At 46.8% G+C, this 20645-nt stretch carries 16 protein-coding genes and 1 riboswitch; of the genes, 11 read left to right on the forward strand and 5 right to left on the reverse strand.

From position 1 onward, the window contains the following. Nucleotide 1 precedes the first annotated feature (1 nt). Entirely contained in the window at nucleotides 2-586 is a 585-nt protein-coding gene (locus KE626_RS11495; protein ID WP_211973035.1) for a Maf family protein, read from the forward strand. A gap of 227 nt (nucleotides 587-813) precedes the next feature. Here KE626_RS11495 and KE626_RS11500 read toward each other — a convergent pair whose 3' ends face one another. Together KE626_RS11500 and KE626_RS11505 are read right to left on the reverse strand one after the other, a co-directional pair. Continuing rightward, entirely contained in the window at nucleotides 814-1995 is a 1182-nt protein-coding gene (locus tag KE626_RS11500; RefSeq protein WP_211973036.1) for a homoserine dehydrogenase, read from the reverse strand. A 96-nt stretch (nucleotides 1996-2091) separates the two neighbouring features. Continuing rightward, a complete protein-coding gene (locus tag KE626_RS11505; protein WP_211973037.1) occupies nucleotides 2092-3270 on the reverse strand; it encodes a trans-sulfuration enzyme family protein in 1179 nt (392 codons plus the stop codon). A gap of 182 nt (nucleotides 3271-3452) precedes the next feature. After that, nucleotides 3453-3572: riboswitch (SAM riboswitch) on the reverse strand. Between the two features lie 126 nt (nucleotides 3573-3698). Here KE626_RS11505 and KE626_RS11510 point away from each other — a divergent pair. Beyond that, the gene (locus KE626_RS11510) at nucleotides 3699-4982 is read left to right on the forward strand and encodes a DUF2851 family protein (RefSeq protein ID WP_211973038.1); all 1284 of its coding nucleotides are present in this window, start codon (nucleotides 3699-3701) and stop codon (nucleotides 4980-4982) included. Between the two features lie 197 nt (nucleotides 4983-5179). On the opposite strand, the gene KE626_RS11515 is transcribed toward KE626_RS11510, so the two are convergent. Continuing rightward, nucleotides 5180-5587, reverse strand: coding sequence for an OsmC family protein (locus KE626_RS11515; protein WP_211973039.1), 408 nt, complete (start codon nucleotides 5585-5587; stop codon nucleotides 5180-5182). Nucleotides 5588-5753: 166 nt separating this feature from the next. On the opposite strand from KE626_RS11515, the gene KE626_RS11520 reads away from it, so the two are divergent. From KE626_RS11520 to KE626_RS11540, 5 genes are all read left to right on the forward strand, one after another. After that, nucleotides 5754-6590, forward strand: a complete 837-nt coding sequence (locus KE626_RS11520; protein WP_211973040.1) for a hypothetical protein — start codon at nucleotides 5754-5756, stop codon at nucleotides 6588-6590. Nucleotides 6591-6626: 36 nt separating this feature from the next. After that, nucleotides 6627-7526: a lipoyl synthase gene (gene lipA, locus KE626_RS11525; RefSeq protein WP_211973041.1), complete on the forward strand. Its 900-nt coding sequence runs from the start codon at nucleotides 6627-6629 to the stop codon at nucleotides 7524-7526. A 448-nt stretch (nucleotides 7527-7974) separates the two neighbouring features. Continuing rightward, on the forward strand, nucleotides 7975-9309 hold the full coding sequence (locus KE626_RS11530; RefSeq protein ID WP_211973042.1) for a TolC family protein: 1335 nt from the start codon (nucleotides 7975-7977) through the stop codon (nucleotides 9307-9309). Between the two features lie 18 nt (nucleotides 9310-9327). Continuing rightward, nucleotides 9328-10464, forward strand: coding sequence for an efflux RND transporter periplasmic adaptor subunit (locus KE626_RS11535; RefSeq protein WP_211973043.1), 1137 nt, complete (start codon nucleotides 9328-9330; stop codon nucleotides 10462-10464). Between the two features lie 29 nt (nucleotides 10465-10493). Further along, complete coding sequence (locus KE626_RS11540) at nucleotides 10494-13676, forward strand: efflux RND transporter permease subunit (protein WP_211973044.1); 3183 nt, start codon at nucleotides 10494-10496, stop codon at nucleotides 13674-13676. A 122-nt stretch (nucleotides 13677-13798) separates the two neighbouring features. On the opposite strand, the gene KE626_RS11545 is transcribed toward KE626_RS11540, so the two are convergent. Beyond that, nucleotides 13799-14182 (reverse strand): SdpI family protein, encoded by a 384-nt coding sequence (locus KE626_RS11545; RefSeq protein ID WP_211973045.1) that lies wholly within the window; start codon nucleotides 14180-14182, stop codon nucleotides 13799-13801. 281 nt (nucleotides 14183-14463) lie between these two features. Next, nucleotides 14464-17163, reverse strand: a complete 2700-nt coding sequence (locus KE626_RS11550) for an AsmA-like C-terminal region-containing protein (RefSeq protein WP_211973046.1) — start codon at nucleotides 17161-17163, stop codon at nucleotides 14464-14466. A 51-nt stretch (nucleotides 17164-17214) separates the two neighbouring features. On the opposite strand from KE626_RS11550, the gene KE626_RS11555 reads away from it, so the two are divergent. From KE626_RS11555 to KE626_RS11570, 4 genes are all read left to right on the forward strand, one after another. After that, nucleotides 17215-17823: a TrmH family RNA methyltransferase gene (locus tag KE626_RS11555; RefSeq protein ID WP_211973047.1), complete on the forward strand. Its 609-nt coding sequence runs from the start codon at nucleotides 17215-17217 to the stop codon at nucleotides 17821-17823. 9 nt (nucleotides 17824-17832) lie between these two features. Next, the gene (locus KE626_RS11560; RefSeq protein ID WP_211973048.1) at nucleotides 17833-18681 is read left to right on the forward strand and encodes a helix-turn-helix domain-containing protein; all 849 of its coding nucleotides are present in this window, start codon (nucleotides 17833-17835) and stop codon (nucleotides 18679-18681) included. 94 nt (nucleotides 18682-18775) lie between these two features. Continuing rightward, on the forward strand, nucleotides 18776-19366 hold the full coding sequence (locus KE626_RS11565) for an RNA polymerase sigma factor (RefSeq protein WP_211973049.1): 591 nt from the start codon (nucleotides 18776-18778) through the stop codon (nucleotides 19364-19366). Nucleotides 19367-19432: 66 nt separating this feature from the next. Continuing rightward, entirely contained in the window at nucleotides 19433-20617 is a 1185-nt protein-coding gene (locus KE626_RS11570; protein WP_211973050.1) for a FecR family protein, read from the forward strand. Nucleotides 20618-20645 lie beyond the last annotated feature (28 nt).

The following is a 20645-nucleotide window of genomic DNA, read 5'->3' on the forward strand; positions in this document are numbered from 1 at the left end:
GATGTATAAAGGTGAATCGGTTATCCTGGCGTCGCAGTCGCCCCGCAGAAAGCAGCTGCTGGAGCAGGCGGGTGTGCCTTTCCAGGTGAAGGTAGTAGAAACCGCAGAAACATTTCCGCCGGAACTGGCCGTACCGGATATACCGGTGCATATTGCCCGTCAGAAGGCGGCGGCTGTGCGCGAACTGTGTGCTGAAACAGATATTATTGTAGCTGCCGATACAGTAGTGGTGCTTGATGATACCATCATCGGCAAACCGAAAGACAGGAATGATGCCATCGACATTCTTTCCCGTCTCAGCGGGCGCGAACATCGTGTAGTCACTGGCGTTATTATCCAACAGGCCGCAAAAGAAGTGGCTTTTTCGAAAACAACAGCGGTACACTTCAAACCACTCACGCTGGAGCAGATCACTTATTACGTGGATCAGTATAAGCCTTTTGATAAAGCGGGCGCTTATGCCATACAGGAATGGATCGGCGCTGTGGGGATTGATAGTATCAACGGTTGCTTTTACAACGTAATGGGATTACCGGTGAGCAGGGTGGTAGAGGAGCTGGAACTTTTTTGTCTTCCCCGGGATTAGACTGATTTTGATGATTTAAGGATTATATTTTTACAGGATTAAAAAGATTAGCGAAGGCGGAAGCGGATACCCACTTTACCTTCGCTAATCTTTTTAAAATCATCAAGGAAAAAATCCTTAAATCATCAAAATCAGTCTAATCCTGGGCAAGACAAAATCCTGGGCAAGAAAAAAAACCGCGCTGGGACCAGCGCGGTAATCGATTGGTTTTTGCTTATTTAGTTATTTTATTCCAATACCAGGAGATTCACATTTTTATTTTTCAGCCAACCTGCTTCTCTCAGTTTCTGTAAGTTGATAGTCCCTACCACATAACGCCACTCCGTAGATTCGTATTTTTCAGAGATGTTGAAAAACTCTGCCAGATCTACCTGGTCGGGTGTTTTGTAGCGCAGGTAAACTTTCAGATTTACATCGTTGGTAAAGCTGGGCTGGTTGTTTTGTTTGATTTTTTTATACTCATAGCGGTAGTTGTACACCAGGGCGGAGATATCCGAGAGTACAGCGCTGCCGGTGGCGGTACCACCTGCACCTTTACCTACAAAGAATTGTTTGTCGGTGAATGCGCTTTCCAGCAGGATACCATTGTATTCATTGTACACATCATAAAGCAGGTTATGCTCTTTGATGAGGTGTGGCAGTACGTACGAGGACACGTGCCCGTTCTGACGGCGACACTGGGCGATCAGTTTGATGGTACAGTTTCTCTGTTTGGCAAACTGTATGTCGAAGTCATTGAGGTGATGGATACCGAAATTGAATACTTCTTCCGGTTTTACGAATGTACCGAAGGCATGGAGGAGGAGGATCACAATTTTGAATTTGGGATCATATCCTTCGATGTCGAGGGTAGGGTCAGTTTCGGCAAACCCCAGGTCCTGCGCCTGTTGCAGGGCGGTGGTGAAGCTGAGGTTTTCTTCAAATATTTTTGTCAGAATATAATTCGTAGAGCCGTTACAGATACCTTCTACGGCATTGAGCAGGTCATTGTCGTAATATTCTTCCAGGTTGCGGATAATGGGAATACTGGCGCAGCTGGAGGCTTCATACAGGAACGGTACTTTATTTTCTGCCTGCAGCTGGTACAGCGCCGGCAGGTTTTCAGCGATCATGCGTTTGCTGGCGCTTACAACTGCTTTGCCGTTGCGCAATGCGGTGCTTACGATTTCAAAGGCTGCTTCGGTGTCATTGATCAGTTCTACTACTACGTCAATGGTAGGATCTTCGAGAATTTCATTCTTATCGGTCGTAAAATAGCTGCTATCGATAGGTCTTGATTTATTAGGGTCTTTAATACAGATTTTTTTGATCCTTGCATTAATACCTTTTGTTCTGTTCAAAACCTCGTAGAGTCCTTGTCCTACGACACCAAATCCGAAAATACCTAAATTGATGGTCTTGTTTTCCATACTTTTTTTTGAGCTTGCAGCCTTTAGCAATAGTTTTTGGTTACCGGAGATGATCAGTTTCCGAATGGCCAGGTGTTGTACTACCCACTAGCGGCTTTATTGTAAAACAGTAATTTGCTTGCCTGCCGGATGGTTTAATTTATCCAGCGCCTGTTTCAGGTCGTTGATCAGGTCATCGGCATCTTCGATACCTACCGACAAACGGATACAGGAATCCTGTAGACCTGTTTTTTTCCGGAAATCTTCCGGTATGTTACGATGCGTCATGGTGGCCGGATGGGCCAGCATACTCTTCACGCCGCCGAAGCTTTCTGCCAGTTTAAACAGTTTGGTGGCGTTTACGATGCGGATCGCGTTTTTGATATTGTCGCTTTTCAGGGAAAAGCTCACCAGTGCGCCGTAGTTTTTTTGTTGTTTACGGGCAATGTGGTGGTTTTTATGCGTAGCCAAACCGGGATAATATACTTTATCGATAGCCGGGTGTGTGGCCAGCCAGTTAGCGATGGCGCCGGCGTTGCTGCATTGTTTTTCCAGCCGCAGGTAAAGTGTTTCCACTCCGCGTATGGTAAGCCATGCTTCAAAGGGACTGAGTATACTACCGGAAATATTCTGGTTATAACGGATCTGGTCTGCCAGTACTTTACTGTTTACCACTACCAGTCCGGCGATGACATCACAGTGACCGGCCAGGTATTTGGAGGCGCTGTGGATAACGATATCGGCGCCCAGTGTAAGTGGTTGTTGCAGTAACGGGGTACTGAAAGTATTGTCTACTACCAGCAGGATATTATGTTGTTTGGCAATTTTGCTGATAGATTTTATATCAGAGATGCGTAGTGTTGGATTGGTGGGCGATTCCAGCCAGATGATCTTTGTATTGGGTGTAATGGCGCCCAATACTTTATCGATGTTGCTGGTATCTACAAAATTAACTTTGATACCAAAGCGTTCAAACATGTGGTTAAATATCTGGAAGATGCCGCCGTAGGTATCTTCCACCGCCATGATTTCATCGCCGGTTTTTAACAGCTTCAGTACCGCATCTATGGCCGACATACCGCTGGCAAACGCGAAGCCGGCAAAGCCTTCTTCAAGGTTGCAGATCAGGTCTTCCAGCACTTTTCTCGTGGGGTTGTTTGCCCTCGAAAATTCAAAGCCTTTATTGATGCCGGGTGATTCCTGCACAAAGGTGGATGTTTGATAGATAGGGACTGAAATGGCGCCTGTCAGTTCGTCTACCGGAATGCTATGAATCAGTTGTGTAGCTGTTTTCATGTTATAAATTATTTTTAATGATGTTCAATGTCACAATTATCTGCTGCAACTTTATCATTAAAGATCAACTTAAACAACAACAAATCCATGAAAGGGTGGGAGCGGGCATAAAAAAAGCTCTTCCATATGTTGGAAGAGCTCTTTTAGAAAGTTATATATATCTGTGAAGTATTATCTCTGCCAACTTATCTTTCCCCGATTTGCACCGGGGCAGGAATTAGCACCTTTTTCCTGATCATAAAAATCAGGAAAGGTTGCTAAGGCATCGCAGGGCCAAGTCCCTCCGCCTTTCTGGATAAGTGATGTGTAAGAACTGGCGCAAAGGTAATATCACTTTCATCAGATTTCCAAATTGAATCAGTAATTTATTTATTAATTGATGTTTTATTACCTTTACATGATATTATTTTAATACCCAACCATATCTTATGTTTGTTAACCCGTTGCTCTCAGAGGAGCTATTCCAGCACATCTGGGCTTTCCGGCTGTTCAGGCAGGATCATCTCACCACTACAGGTGGGGAGCCCGTTCAGATCTTATATCCCGGCCTTCATAATCATCATGGCGGGCCAGATTTTTCGGCGGCAAAAATCAGGATAGGCAATACTTTATGGATGGGACAGGTGGAGTTGCACCTGCGTACATCCGACTGGTTCCGGCATGGACATCAGCATAATCAACAGTACGGGCGGATTATCCTGCATGTGGTGTTTGTGCATGACATGCCTGCCGATCGTATTCCGGGTGTGCCCTGCCTGGAATTACAGCAATACATCCCCAAGCTGTTGCTGCAGCGGTATGAACAGCTGCGGCAGCTGGCGCCCTTTGTGCCCTGTGCCCCGCACGCCGCTTCGGTACCTTCCCTTACCTGGCTCAGCTGGAAGGAGCGGCTGCTGGCCGAGCGCTGGGAGCGCAAAATGAACAGTTTCCGCGCGTGGCTGCAGAGCAATCACCGGAACTGGGAGGAAGTTTGCTACTGGGCCGTGGCACAAAGCTACGGCACCCCTGTAAACGCGCTTCCGTTACTGCAGCTGGCCCAGTCGCTGCCTCATACGCTGCTGATGCGGCACCGGCATCATACCCTGCAGGTGGAAGCCCTGGTGTTTGGGCAGGCCGGCATGCTGGATGTACCCCATATAGATGCTTATGCCCTGCAGTTGCAGGATATCTTTTGTCATCTGCGGCATAAATACCGTCTTTGCCCGATGGCGTTGCACAGCTGGAACTGGCTTCGCATGCGCCCCGCGTCCTTCCCTACCATGCGGCTGGCCACCTTTGCGGCGCTGCTACAGCAAACCACCCACCTGTTTTCCAGCATACTGGAAGCCTCCCGGCTGGAGGAGCTGGAACAGCTGTTTTTCGTACAGCCATCGGCGTACTGGCATACGCACTACCGTTTCGGACAACCCGTACCTAATACCCACCGTCCCGGTAAACAGGCCGTGCATGGCATTTTAATCAACACCGTGCTACCACTGTTGTTCCTGTATGGTCTGGAAAAAAATCTTAAATATTACCAGGAGAAAGCGCTGCATTTCCTGCAACAGCTGCCGGCAGAAAAAAACAGCATTACCAACAGCTGGGTACAATTGGGGATAACGCAGGAAAGCGCTATGGAGTCGCAGGCGTTGCTGCAGCTAAAGCAGTACTACTGTGATGAAAAAAGATGCCTGCATTGCGCGGTGGGAGTGAAAATTTTGAGTGGAACGTGAGCAGGATTTTTTTCTTGCCCAGGATTAAACTGATTTTGATGATTTAAAGGATTTTTTCTTTTTGATTTTAAAAGATTTGGGGAGATATAAGCGTATGTCTACTTAAATCTTCCAAAATCTTTTAAAATCCTTCAAATCACAGGAAAAAAATCCTTTAAATCATCAAAATCAGTTTAATCCCGGGCAAGACAAAATAGTTACCAGTTAAATGTAACGTCCTGCACCAGCTCGGGATGCACGCTTTTTGCCACCGGGCAGTTGAGCGCAGCTCTTTCCAGGATGGTTCTTTCTTTCTCGCCCAGGTTATGACCGGCGGGGAAATCAAATACTACGTTAACACCGGTGATACGGCGGGGTTCTGTTCCCATGATCTTCAGCACGCTTACTTTGGTGCCATCGATGGCCCAGTTACTTTCCCTGGCCTTGATGCCCATGATGGTGAGCATGCAGGAGCCCAGTGCAGCGGCTACGAGGTCGGTTGGAGAGAACCTTTCTCCCTTACCATTGTTATCAACAGGTGCGTCTGTTTCTATAACAGTGCCTGATTTCAAATGGGTGGCGGTAGTGCGCAATTCCCCGTTATAGATGATAGATGCGGTTTGCATAGTCTGTTTTTTAATGATCAAGCCGTAAAATTAAATGTATTTTCAGTATAACTGCAAGATGGAAAAGGGGAAGCGTTGTTAAACTAAAAAAAAATTAGCTACGTTTGTAATATATACATAACAATACCTTTGTTCAAGCGTTTATTTACTATAATAATAGCCCACTGTGAAAAAAATATACGTAATCCTGTTTTTAGCAACATTATCCGGTGGTTTGTTTGCGCAAACTACCAATACCACCAGCACTTCGCCACAACAAAAGAAAAGCGATAAGGAGCAGCGTAAATTGAAAAAGATCGCCATTTTCCGGGAACAGGAAGAAGGAGAGAACGTGTTTCAGCGCGACTTTTCCGTGGGAGGCCGCCTGAATACCGATGGCTGGGGTGGTTTTGTGGAAATGGGATATAGAAAAAGCAGGAAAAAGGTCAATTATTTCCAGTTTGAATTCGGGGAAAAGAAAAGCAACAAAGAAGTAAAGAAGAGCAGCGGCAATTCATTTACCCAGCGTCCTTATATTTTCGGTAAACAGAATAATTTCTACCAGGCCAAGCTGGGCGTGGGACAGCGTTACCTGATCGGCGGCAAGGGGAATAAGAACGGGGTAGAGGTGGATGCGATCTACTATGGCGGTATCTCCCTGGGACTGTTGAAGCCCTATTACCTGAATATGATCACCGAAGATGGTTCCAATAAAGACGTGAAATTTGATCCTGCCAACCCTGATGCCTTCCTGGCCATGCAGAATATCAACGGCGCAGGCGGTTTTGGGAAGGGCTGGAGCGACCTCTCCGTAGTACCAGGTTTACATGCCAAATTGGGGATGCGTTTCGACTGGGCCCACTTTAACGAGGTGGTAAGCGCCCTGGAAGTAGGGGTAAATGCGGAAATGTATAGTAAAAAGATTCCAATTATGGTGGTGGCAAATGGGGTAGACCATAATAAACAGTTCTTTTTCAATGGATATGTGAGCATCCAATTCGGGAAGCGCTGGAATAAGAGATAAGTGTTAACTTTGCTTTTCTAAAGAAAGGAATAAGCGATGCAAGAACTACCCGTAATAGCCGCCGAACCGGCTACAACAAGAGTGAAAAAGCCAGACTGGCTGCGCGTTAAATTACCCATAGGCGAGAACTACAAACAGGTGAGAAGCCTGGTAGATACCCATAAATTACATACCATCTGTGAAAGCGGTAACTGCCCGAACATGGGCGAGTGCTGGGGCGCCGGCACCGCTACTTTCATGATCCTGGGAAATATCTGCACCCGCAGTTGCGGCTTTTGTGCCGTAGCTACCGGTCGCCCGGAGGCGGTGGATTTCGATGAACCTCAACGCGTGGCAGAAGCCATTTACCTGATGAAAGTAAAACATGCCGTTATCACCTCTGTAGACAGGGATGAACTGAAAGACGGCGGTTCTATCATCTGGGCCAATACCATCAACGCAGTAAGGGCTTTAAATCCCAATACCACCATGGAAACCCTGATCCCGGATTTCCGCGGTCAGTGGGAAAACCTCCAGCGTATTATTGATGTGGCGCCTGAAATCGTATCTCATAACCTGGAAACCGTAGAGCGTTTAACCAAACAGGTAAGGATACAGGCAAAATATCACCGCAGCCTGGAAGTGATCCGCCGTTTGAAAGAAGGCGGCATGCGTACCAAGAGCGGTATTATGCTGGGCCTGGGCGAAACCAAGGAAGAAGTGGTACAGGCTATGCAGGATCTGTACGACAACGGTTGCGATGTAGTGACGCTGGGTCAGTACCTCCAACCTACTCCCAAACATTTGCCCGTGGCACGCTTTGTACATCCCGATGAATTTGCCGAATTACGCGAGATAGGTTACAACATGGGACTGGACTACGTAGAGTCCGGACCGTTAGTAAGATCCTCTTATCATGCGGAAAAACATATTGTCAGCGGTCGGAATAAAGGATGACCGGAATTGATTTTCACGTAATTGTTAAAATCCACCCAAAAGGGTGGATTTTTGTTTTCATAGCAGTATCTTAGCGCCCGAATTGATTTTACCTAAGCAACAAAATGATTGTTGTCTAACCTACTTCTCTGTTATACGTTGTATTCAGATACCTGGAACCACACCTGGAAACCGTGATGCCCGGTTTCAGATTATTTTGAATAAGCAACTCTCTAATCAACCTGCCTGTTTGCTGTAGTGATTACAGCTTAACATGTTTTTGCGGTAATAAGAATGCTATATAGAAGACCTCTATATAGAAAATAAAGAATAATGATGCCGTGCTGTGAAGCTTTTAGCTTTTAGCCATTAGCCATTGCTTTTAGCTTTCAGCTTTCAGCTCTTTTTTGATGCTGGTATTATTTTCTTTCGATTGGTACAATGATGAACTGAATGTCAAAAGCCTTTTATGAAAAGAGCATTTTATTTGTTAGCTGTGTCCTGTGGGTTATTGATTTCCCCGCAGTTATTTGCACAGCAATCTACGGACTCCCTGTTAACCAGTGCTACCCTGCAGGAATGCATCCGCTATGCTATCGCACACCAGCCGGTCATACGCCAGTCGCTCATTGATGAAGCCATCACCGACAGAACAGTGAAAAGTAAACTGGCTGACTGGTATCCGCAGATTAACCTGGATTATAATATCCAGCATTATCTTGAACTGCCCACGTCCATATTTGGTGGCAATCCTACCAAAGTGGGTGTGGCCAACACTTCTACCGCGCAGTTCGCACTCAATCAAAACCTCTTTACCCGCGATCTGTTGCTGGCCACAAATACGGCAAGGGATGTACGAAAACAGAGCCGGCAAACCACTACGCGCAACCAGATCGACCTGGTGGCCAATGTCAGCAAAGCCTATTATGACGTACTGCTCACCGCAGAACAGATTAAAGTACTGAGTGAAGATATTACCCGCCTGGAGCGCAGTCTGAAAGATGCGAATAACCAGTACGCGAGTGGAGTGGTAGATAAAACTGACGCCAAGCGCGCCACCATTTCCCTGAACAATGCCCGCGCCCAGCAAAAAGCAGCCAGGGAACTGGTGACTGCTAAACAGGCATATCTCAAGGAGTTAATGGGGTATCCTGCCAATGCCGGCGATGTGCCTTTAGTGCAGGATTCATCTTCGGTAGCGGCACAGGTAACCGGGGCAGACACCTTGCTGGTGGCCGACTATAAAGGCAGGATAGAGTACCAGTTACTCCAGACACAGGAAAGCCTGCAGCGTGCCAATGTGAGGTATAACAAATGGAGCTATCTGCCTACCGTATCAGCCTTTATTAACTACGCCTTTGCTTACCAGAGCGCTGATTTCGGCAAGTTATACAGCCAGGATTTTCCCAATTCTTTGCTGGGATTGAAATTGTCGCTGCCTATTTTCCAGGGTGGAAAGCGGGTGCATAATATCCGGATGGCGGAACTGCAGCTGCAGCGTACACAATGGGATTATGCCGCGCTGAGAAGCCAGATCAATTCGCAGTATGCGCAGGCAATGGCAACATACAAGAGTAATTACAACGACTATCTCACATTGAAGGAAAATGTGCAGATGGCAAAGGATGTATATGATATGTTACAGCTGCAGTATAAAGAAGGTATTAAAACCTATCTCGATGTACTGATATCTGAAACAGAGCTGCGCTCCGCGCAACTGAACTTCTACAATTCCATGTACCAGGTACTGTCCAGCAGGATAGATCTGCAAAAAGCATTAGGAACCTTAACAGCTAATTATTAAATGGTAACCGGAACGGATATGAAAAAAATGAACAACATTGTCTTAATCAGCGCTGCCAGTATCCTGGGCTTTTCTGCCTGCAGTGGTCCTGCCAAAAAAACGGCGCCTGTAATGCCCCCTACACCAGTAAATATCACGGAGGCATCCGTAGCACCGGCCGTTTATTACGATAAATATCCCGCTACGGTAGTTGCCCTGAACCAGGTGGAGCTGCGTTCCCAGGTATCAGGTTTTATTACCGGTATCTTTTTTAAAGAAGGTGAAGTGGTGCAGAAAGGAAAAACCCTGTATGAAATAGACCGTCGTAAATATGAAGCGGCCTATTTACAGGCACAGGCCAATGTAGCCAGTGCCAGGGCTACTTTTGAAAGAGCGAAGAAAGATGACGACCGTTATCAGCGCCTGGCCGACCAGGACGCGGTAGCCCGCCAGATATTGGATAATGCCAAGGCGACCCTGGAAACTTCCCGCAGCCAGCTGGCTGCCGCAGAAGCCAACATGGCAGCGGTGCGTACCGATCTGGATTATTCCCTGATCAAAGCACCGTTTACCGGACGCATTGGTATTTCCCAGGTGAAACTGGGCGCTCAGGTGAGTCCTGGAACCACCTTGCTGAATACTATCTCCAGTGAAAATCCTATCGCAGTGGATTTTGTGGTAACAGAAAATGATATTCCACGCTTTGCCGAAATGCAGGGAAAGGGTAACGGTAACGATACAACGTTCCGTTTACAATTGTCGGATGGTACGCAATATGTACACGCCGGTAAGATCCTGGCGATAGACCGCGGAGTAGATAACCAAACCGGTACTATCCGCGTACGTATCGAATTCAATAATCCTGACGATAAGCTGAAAGACGGTATGAGCTGCGTGTTACGCGTTTTAAATGCACAGTCGGGCGACCGGGTGATCATCCCCTACAAAGCAATTACTGAACAGATGGGAGAGTACTTTGTATTTGTGGCAAAAGACTCTGTAGCCGCTCAGCAGAAAGTACATCTCGGTCCGCGGCTTGCCGATAAAATAGTGATCATGGATGGCGTACAGGCCGGCGACAAGATCATTATTGAAGGCTTCCAGCGTTTACGCGACGGTGGCAAAATACAGATAGGAATACCAGCAGCACCGCAAGGCGCGGCTGAGAAGAAATAGTTTATCAGTAGAATCAACAGCGAAAGACCATGATTGCAGATACTTTTATAAAACGACCCGTAACAGCAATAGTGATATCTATTGTACTGGTACTGGTGGGCATACTGGCGATGATGAACCTGGCCATTGGGCAGTATCCGGAGATTTCGCCCCCCACCGTACAGGTAACAGGTACCTATACCGGCGCGGATGCACAAACGGTGGAGCAAACAGTGGCTACCCCCGTGGAAGTACAGGTGAACGGTACACCGGGAATGACCTATATCAATACCAACAACACCAGCAGTGGCCAAATGAGTATGACGGTGAACTTCGAAGTAGGTACCGACATCAACATTGCCGCCCTGGATGTGCAGAACCGTGTTGGTATTGCCCAACCTACCCTGCCACAGGAAGTGCAGCGTTTAGGCTTAACTGTTAGGAAGCGTAACCCGAGCATTCTTATGCTGGTAGCCTTGTATTCTCCCAAAGGCACACATGACATCACCTTCCTGGATAACTACACTAACGTATACGTTAAAGATGCCTTGCTGAGAGCAAAAGGGGTGGGTGATATTTTCACGCGTGCCGATGATTTCAGTATGCGCATCTGGCTGAAACCCGATAAGCTGGCGGAAATGGGTGTTACCGCTGATGATATCCGCGCCGCGCTGGCAGAGCAGAATGCACAGATCACCGCCGGCTCCGTAGGAGCGCCGCCGCAGCAAACAGGACAAACCTTTGAATATAACATTTTCACCAAAGGCCGTTTGTCTACACCGGAGGAATTTGGAAATATTATTATCAAAACCCGTCCCTCGGATGGTACGCTGGTATACCTGAAAGATGTAGCCCGTGTGCAACTGGGTAAATTCAACTATGCAGGTAACAACTTCGTGGACGGAAAGCGTGCGGCCTACCTGCTGGTATACCAGGCCCCGGGAAGCAACGCTATTGAAACTGCAAAAAACGTAACGGCCGCCATGGAAGAACTGAAAAAACAGTTCCCCAACGATGTGGCGTATGTAGTGCCTTTTGAATCTGTATCGGTAGTAAAAGTTTCTATCGAAGAAGTATTGCACACCCTGGTGGAGGCGCTTATACTGGTAGTGATTGTGGTATTCCTGTTCCTGCAGAGCTGGCGCGCCACACTGATACCTGTACTCGCTATCCCGGTGTCTATTATTGCCACCTTTATCTTCTTTATACCACTCGGATTTACTATTAACACTTTAACGCTATTCGGTTTCGTACTGGCCATTGGTATCGTGGTGGATGACGCCATTGTGGTGGTAGAAGCAGTGCAGCATAATATTGACCATGAGAAAATGACACCAAGAGATGCGACCGCACAGGCCATGAAAGAAATTTCCGGACCTGTAATTGCGATTGCGCTGATCCTGGCGGCCGTGTTTGTACCGGTAGGGTTTATACCAGGTATCGTGGGTCGTTTATACCAGCAGTTTGCGATCACCATCGCCATCTCTGTAATGATTTCCGCTTTTGTGGCGTTGTCATTAACACCGGCGTTGTGTATCCTGCTGCTGAAGCCGATGCACCTGGATAAGGATTCGAAAGGGCTCAACAAGTTCTTTTTCAAATTCAACCGCTGGTTCGGACATACTACTTCCCGTTATTCTATGGGGGTGAAAAAGAGTATCCGTTACTTCAGGTTTGTGGTAGTGATCCTGGTCTGCATTTTTGTGGGTACCATGATGTTGTTTAAGGCCAAACCTACCGGGTTCATTCCCACAGAAGATGACGGCCGTATTTACATTACGTTTGATCTGCCAGAATCATCTTCCACAGAGCGTACGCTGGCCGTGATGCAGCAAATGATGAAGGACCTGGACAATACGGAAGGCATTGCCCACTATGCCGCGTTGGGAGGTTTGAATGTGGTAAACTTTGCTACCAAATCCAACAGTGCTACTATCTTCTGCCAGCTGAAACCATGGGATGAGCGTAAACCGGATTCCCTGCAGGTTTTTGGTCTCGTGGCCGCATTGCAGAAAAAGCTGTCGAAATATAAAGAGGCAAACGTAGTGGTTATTCCGCCACCGGCCATTCCTGGTTTGGGTTCTACGGCGGGGTTCTCGTTTGTATTGGAACAGAAGGGAAGTGGCGAAGTAAAAGCTTTTGAAGGCGTGTTGCAGAAGTTCCTGCAGGCAGCTAACAGTCGCCCGGAAATAGCCAAAGCATTCTCGTTTTTTACCGCCCGTACCCCTGGTTACCAGTTGGACATAGATCGTGAAAAGGCAAAGAAAATGGGTGTGAAAATATCTGATATTGCGTCTGCCCTGCAAACGTATATGGGTAGTGCTTATATCAATGACTTTACTATCTATGGCCGTAATTTCCGTGTGGTGACGCAGGCAGATTCTACTTATCGTGGCGACATCAAGAACCTGAACCAGTTGTTTGTGCGTAACTCGGCGGGATCTATGGTGCCATTGAGTACGCTCACTTCCTACAAGGTCATTGAAAGTGCCCCGGTGATTTCCCACTATAACCTGTTCCGTTCAGCGGAAATCAATGGTAACCCTGCTCCGGGTTACAGTAGTGGTGATGCTATCAATGCGCTGAAAGAGGTGGCGGCGGAAACATTACCGGATGGATATGGATACGAGTTCTCCGGTTTGAGCCGTGAGGAATTATTGTCCGGTTCTAAAACCGTATACATTTTTGCCTTGTCTATCATCTTTGTGTTCCTGTTCCTGGCAGCTTTGTATGAAAGCTGGTCGGTACCCTTCTCGGTACTGCTGGCCGTGCCTATTGGCGCCTTTGGGGCCATTACGGTGCTTACCTTCCTGCCTAAGCTGAGCAACAACGTATATGCGCAGATCGGGTTGATCACGTTGATTGGGTTATCCGCCAAGAACGCTATCCTGATCGTGGAATTTGCCAAAGAGCGTGTGGATAGAGGCATGGATGTGGTAACAGCCGCCGTAGAGGCAGCAAAACTGCGTTTACGCCCTATCATCATGACTTCGCTGGCGTTCCTGCTGGGTATCCTGCCGCTGGTATTTTCTTCCGGCGCGGGTGCGGAAGCACGTAAAACGATGGGATGGACCGTATTGGGTGGTATGTTTACCGCCACTTTCCTGGCGATCTTTATAGTGCCGGTATTGTACGTGGTGATCACCCGCCTTGCTTATGGTAAAGAGAAACTCCGTAAGATGAAGGAAAATTATCAGTCAGTACCAGAGCATGATATACAGGGAAAACTGTAACTGTGATGCAGGTGATTATGTTGATGATCCTGATGAGGGAAGATGGGTGAGAAGAAGGAAACAGAAGGGGTTATAACTATATATAACGAAGAGGCGTTGCGCAGGCAGCGCCTCTTTTGTTTTTATTCGGGAAGGATACGGTTACCGTCTTTATCAAAATGCCGGGTCAGTTGCCATTCGGTGTCGCCCACCATATACATGGTGCCGGCCACTACCGCGCCCACCGTGATGTAAAGGAACCAGTCTGTTTGACTGGTGAATATCAGCGCACAAGCCACACCGGTAGCCATCAATATCACACCGATCCGCCGGGAAATATAGGCCGCATATTCATTGGCTGAACGCCACATTTCAGGTGTTTTGGTAGACAGGAAACTGCGGTAACCATACCAGGATTTGGTGCTTTTGGGTGGAAAGAGATGGATAACATATCCCATCACAAAGAATAATATACCGGCAAAGATCGCAGCATTGCAGAACGTAGAATGGAGGAAACGCAACAACATGGTCCGGGGGTTTGGTTACCATAAGTTACGAAAAAAAAGCGGACTTTGTCTTTGGGCAGGATTATAAGGATTTTGATGATTTTCAGGATTTTGTTTTTTTGATTTTATAAGAAAAAAAGATTTAGGGAGATCTCCGCGTATATATTCGCGGAGATCTCCCTAAATCTTATAAAATCAAAAAAACAAAATCCTGAAAATCATCAAAATCAGTATAATCCTGCTCAAAGACAAAATCCGCTGCATTTTACTAACAGCTAACAGCTAATAGCTAACAGCTGTAGTTAGTGTTTCGTTGTATCGGCGGCGTTATTCTTCTTTTTAAACAGGCCGTTCAGGGTATTCTTTACAGATTCTCCGGCCTGTTTACCTACATTTTCCAGCGGTTTACCGGCGCCGGTTGAGGTGGAGTCTTTTTTTCCGCTGAGTTGATTTTTTAATTCATTTTTCAGGGAGTTGACCGCAGTGTTTTTGATCTGGTTAAGACTGTCTTTCACCGTGTTTTTCACCGTATCGATTTTATTTTTCACCAGTTCAGCTGCCTGTGCTTTCAGGTTGTTGGCGGTTTCGCGCAGATCGGTTTTTACACTTGGCTTGAGGATATTACCTGCCATTAATACCTGCAGGTGTACGCTGTCGCCCAGGTTTACCGGGATGCCTTTGCTTTGCGCCTGTGAGGCCAGGTTGTTGACGAGGGTATTGCCGGCGGAGCCCATCAGGCTGCGGGGCAATGCCAGCTGCAGGGTGTAATCGAGCGACTGGTCAAAGCCGTGTGAACCGCCGATATTCATTTTGATACCGCCCACTGTAACATTGAACGGATTGATTTTTACACGGCCGTTTTCAAAAGAGAAGTAGTTTTTAATATCACGGAGGGATAAGTCTTTCAGTTGCGCCACATTCAGGGTATTGGCCAGCTGGTCAACCGGGGCAAACTGTTTCAGGAAGCCCTGGATCAGCAGCAGGCTGCCATCGCCGGTGAGCGTGCTGAGGTCGGGCGACATGTCCTTGCCTAATTTACCATGCACGGTTAACTGTGAGGTAATTTTACCGGAAAGGAATTTACCGATCGGCATTAACTTCTGCACCGTGTTAAAGGTGTTGAATGTTTGCTGTACGTCCAGGTTTTGTACGTTATAGGCCAGGTTAATGTCGGGGTTGGTTTTGCTGGCTTTAGTGCTGTAGCTGCCGTTGATTTCCATGGTTCCCTGCAGTGCGTTGGCTTTGAGCTGCTGCATGGTTACCGTTTCATCTTTTACCAGCAGGTTTCCGGCCACGTTGGTCAGATCTGCTTTATCGTAATGAATTTTATTCACGTTAGCCTGTAATCCTATATTGAGATTGGCCGGAACTGCAAAAGGCACGGCAGCAGCTGAATCCTTTTTGGCAGTGGCCGGATCGGCAGCAGCAGGCGTGGTACCCATCCATTTATCGAGATTTATTTCATCTGCCTTGAAGTTAAGCTTACCATCCAGCGGTGCGTTTTTAAACGTATAGGCGAGGAGGTTATTTACTTCTCCGTTTGCTTCAAAGTTGGTACCCAGGTATTGACCGTTCAGGTCCTTTACGGTTACATTTTTAGGATTGAACTGCAAAGAGAGGTTGTTTACTTTTACGCCATCGGGGTAGTCTTTGCTTTTATAAAGCATATTGCTCAATTGCAGGGTGCCGGCGGCATAGAAGCGATCATACTGTTGTTTTTCAATAGCGCTCATATTGCCTTTGGCACTGATGTCGGCATCGAGCAAACCGGATAAATTAGTGCCGGATTCCAGTTTCACAAACTGTGTGATTTTAGACAGGTCCAGTTTCCCCTTAGCAGCAGCATCCACATACATATCGGATACCGGTGTTTTAACTAACAGGCGCAGATCCAGCGGTGTATTATCCATTTCGAGGTGGCCGGTGGGCATATCGATGATGGTATGATCCGGTACGCCATCGGGGTTGCTGACCTTCATGGCGATCTGTATATTTTTTACAGGCTTGGGCAGATCGGGATACTGGAAGAAGCCGTCTTTTACGGAGAGATCCAGTCCAAAGGAAGGCATTTGTACGGGAGAGTAGTTTCCTTTTACAAATCCGTTAAAAGCAGCAGTACCGCTGGTTTTTATCTTATCGAAATCTGTTTTATATACCGCAGGTACTAACGACAACAGGTCTTTAAAATTAGTGGAAGGCGCTTTAAAGCTCATATCCATACCATAGGTAGAGTCATTAACGATTTTGAAAAGACCTTGCAGGGCCAGTTCCAGGTTATTGAGCGATGCTTTACCATCTTTAAAGCTATAGGTACTGGTGTTGTTATCTATCTGGATAGCTGCATCCAGTTTGGTTTTTACCTGTGATAAATAGGGGATCAGTCCATACCTGAAGGTGATGCCATCGGCTACGGTGCTGGTTTGCAGCAGGAACTGGTCCTGGGTGAAATCACCTTTACCCTGGTGGGTTAAACCCGTAATGAGTAGGGCCATATTACCCTGCCTGTCGTCATAGCTGATCCAGGCATCTTCTATTTTGTATTGCTGCAGACTAAGGGCAAATTTACTTTTGCTGGTATCTGCGGGATTGGCGGCGGTAGTATCGGGTTTGGTGATATTCCAGTTGGCGGCGCCATCTTTGTTTACGATAGCGTGTATCCGTGGTTGTATAAGGGCGATGTTATAGATATCCATCTTATCTCCCTTTATTACACTCATCAGGTTGAGGGCTACATCTACCTGTTTTACCGCGAGGAGGGTATCAGCGGCAAATTCGCCGGTACCCACTACCTGTAGGTCTTCCAGGCCAACGGCCAGCCGTGGGAAATGACGGAAGATACTGATATCCACATCTTTAAAATCCACTTTGGCGGTAAGCCGGTTGTTCAGTTCTGTTTTTACTTTAGCTATTATCTTGTCTTTAAAGAAATAGGGTATGGCAATAGCGGCCAGAATCAAGACCACGATTGTGATACCCACAATTTTCAGGATCTTTTTGAGCATAGGTTAATTTTAATTTAGGAGTGAAGATAAGCTTTTTGCTATTTTTGGGCTATGACACCAGAAAGAAAGGAACGGTTACTGTCTGTATTAAAGAGGCGGCAGGCTAATTTAACAGTAGTACTGGAGAATGTACAGGATCCGCATAATGTAGCAGCGGTGATGCGTACATGTGATGCTGTGGGCATACAGGATATTTATGTGATTACAACACGGGCGCCCCGTGTGAAAAAGTGGGGGCATCGCAGCAGCAGTAGTGCGGAACGCTGGCTCACCACCTATCAGTTTGATGATGCTGCTGCCTGTATGGCGGCTTTGAGAAAAAAGTATGATAAGATCCTTACCACTCATCTGGCTACAGATGCGGTTAGTTTATACGATATCGATTTCAGCGGATCGGTGGCGCTGGTATTTGGCAATGAACAAAATGGTGTGAGCGAGGAAGTGAGGAATATGGCCGATGGTAATTTTATTATCCCGCAAATGGGCATTATCCGCTCTCTGAATATTTCGGTGGCCTGTGCCGTGAGTATATATGAAGCCATGCGGCAGAAGACGATTGCAGGGCATTACGCCACGCAGGGATTGCCGGACGCACAGTATAATACGTTACTGGATGAATGGGGTTTTAAGGCAGAAGATCTGCATGATGATGAATGTTAAATTTTCGTTATGGCGCTGACAGGTAAACATTTTGATGTGCAGTTTCCGCTATCCGGGATAGTAAAGCACTTCTATGTGATACAATCAACGGCAGATGATCCGGCCGTTGTCAACCATCTTTCGCCGAGTTATGAGATGATGCTCATTTTCAATTTTGGTGCGCCGGCACGCATTTCATTTGCCGGTGATCCTTTCGATACGTTGCAGGTAGCGCGTGTAGGCGTGGTGGGTCCGTTGAGAAAAATGCTGAATTACGAAATCCTGCCGGGTTCGGATATAGTGGTAACCGTATTTAACCTCGATGGTTTCTACCGCTTATTCCAGTTGCCGGTGGATGAGCTGAATGGAGAAACAGTATATCATCCTGATACGTTTATCCATCAACGCGATTATGAGGAGTTATGGGAGATATTAAACAGGAGTAATGTGCCGGAAGAGAGGATCGGGTTACTGAGCGACTATATACTAACGTATATGCACGACGCAGAAGAAGCGGCGCTTCCCCTGTTGCAGGGGGCTGAATATTTTAACGATCCACTTATCCAGCCTGCGAAAGCTATTGCTGCCGATGCGGATTTATCGGAGCGGTCCATACAACTGAGATTTAAAAAGTATGTAGGATATTCACCCAAGGAATTGTTGCGTTTTCTGCGCTTTAAGCAGGTGATCAATTACCTCATGGAAAACCCGGCAGCGCAGATAGACTGGTATGACCTTATCCACGATTTTGGCTATCATGACCAGAGTCACCTGATCAAGGACTTTCGCCATTTTTTAGGCACCACGCCGGAAATATTTATCAAACAAATTGCGGGGAAGGAATTTTGTACCACCCGGCCGGGACAATATTACTCCTGAAGAAAAGCAAGCCGGCTGTCAGCTTCATGGAAAGATTAATTGTCCGGAATATCGGCTTTTACTATATTAGCTACCTATACAGGATTGATTATTAATGTCTGCCTACCTACCATTTGATGAAATAGTATTGCTCCGTCAACTGTCGAATAATGACAGAAGGGCATTCGAAACAGTGTACAACTATTATTTTCTGCTGGTGTTCTCTTTTTCACTCAAATTCGTGGAAGACCGGCAGGTAGCAGAAGACATCACGTTGGAAACGTTTGTAAAGCTATGGGATAAGCGTAGCAGTTTGGCTGCCGGTTCCAATATCAGCGCATTGCTATATACTATTGCCAGAAATGCCTGTCTGAATCATCTGAGGGATGAGGATCGCATGAATCGCCGCCACCAGGAGCTGGCCAGGCAACAATCCGATGAACAATTGTCGCTGGAGTCATTCAGTGACCCAAGGGAGGAAATTTACCAGCACCTGTACCTGGAAATCGGGAAGCTGCCAGGAAAAATGTCTGACATCCTGCAACTCAGCCTGAAAGGGTTAAAAAATGCTGAAATAGCTGATCAGACGGGGATCAGCGAAAAAACCGTCAGGAATCTTAAAACCGAAGCCATTAAACAACTACGCACCAAATTGCTGAAGAATGAGTTGCTTTGCCTGATTATTCTTCTCTCGCAAAAAAAATAAAAAAACTTCGGGACAATTGGTAAGCGGTGGTGTTTATATCATTACAACCAATACTAAATCGCGTTAATGTCGCCGGAACAGGAACAAATAACAGCTCTCATCCTGAAATATCTCTCAGGAGACCTCACTGTTGAAGAACAGCAGCAATTGGACGCCTGGCTGAATGCCGATGCGAAAAACCGTGCGTTGATGGACGAGTTTCGCAACGAAGCCGCCGTAAAGCAGGAGCTGCTGGACATCTATCATACCAAAACTCGGGTATGGCAGCAACTGCAAGGGTATACCGCCACCAACCTGCGTCCTGTGCGCAATTACCGTAGATGGGCGCTGTATGCGGCCAGCATTTGTTTACTAATAGCGGGCGCATCGCTGTACTTTGCCAATCGCTGGCGTACACCTACATCAAGGCCATTGGCCGTTACCCGGAACGATCAGGCAGACATTCTTTCTCCGGCCAGCAACCGGGCTTATGTAACATTAAGTAATGGCAAAAGAGTGTATATCGACAGTCTGCAGAATGGCGCCGATATTATCCCCGGCAGCAACCTGGCGCAGAAATTATCGCCGGATAAAATTGAATATGCAGGACGTTCCAGGTCCACTGCTCCGGAACTCAATACCATCACCGTTCCCAGGGGGAGCAAGCCTTTGCTCATTGCGCTGCCGGATGGCAGCCAGGTGTGGATAAACGTAGCCTCTACCATTTCCTTCCAGGTGCCGTTTCCTGAAAAAGAGCGCCTTGTCAGCGTTTCCGGAGAGGCCTATTTTGATGTGGCCGGCGCTGCTTCGCAGCCTTTTATTGTAAAAAGTAAAGGCCAGGAAATTAAAGTGCTGGGAACAGCATTCAATATTAAGTCGTACGAAGATGAGTCAACCATAAAAACAACATTAGTAAAAGGAAAAATTCAGATCAGCCAAAATAAGACAGGAACAATGAAAATGCTGACTGCCGGGCAACAAGCCATTTCACCACCAGATGGCCAGTTAATTATTAACCAGGACGTGGATTTGGAAGAAGCCCTCGCCTGGAAAACAAATGTATTTCAGTTCAGGAATGAAGACCTGAAGTCCATTATGCAGCAACTGGGCAGATGGTATGATGTGGACATTGTATACCAGGGGCCGGTACCGGATCGCTTCTTTACCGTAAAAATTTCACGTGACAAAAGCCTGGCAGCCGTATTAAAAATTATTGAACTATACGGAATAAGCTTCAGGCTGGAAGGTAAAAAACTGACAGTGCTCCCTTAAAGCAAGGCTCTGCCAACATTGCCATGAA

This window comes from Chitinophaga hostae (genome assembly GCF_018224885.1).
GTDB classification, from domain to species: Bacteria; Bacteroidota; Bacteroidia; order Chitinophagales; family Chitinophagaceae; genus Chitinophaga; species Chitinophaga hostae.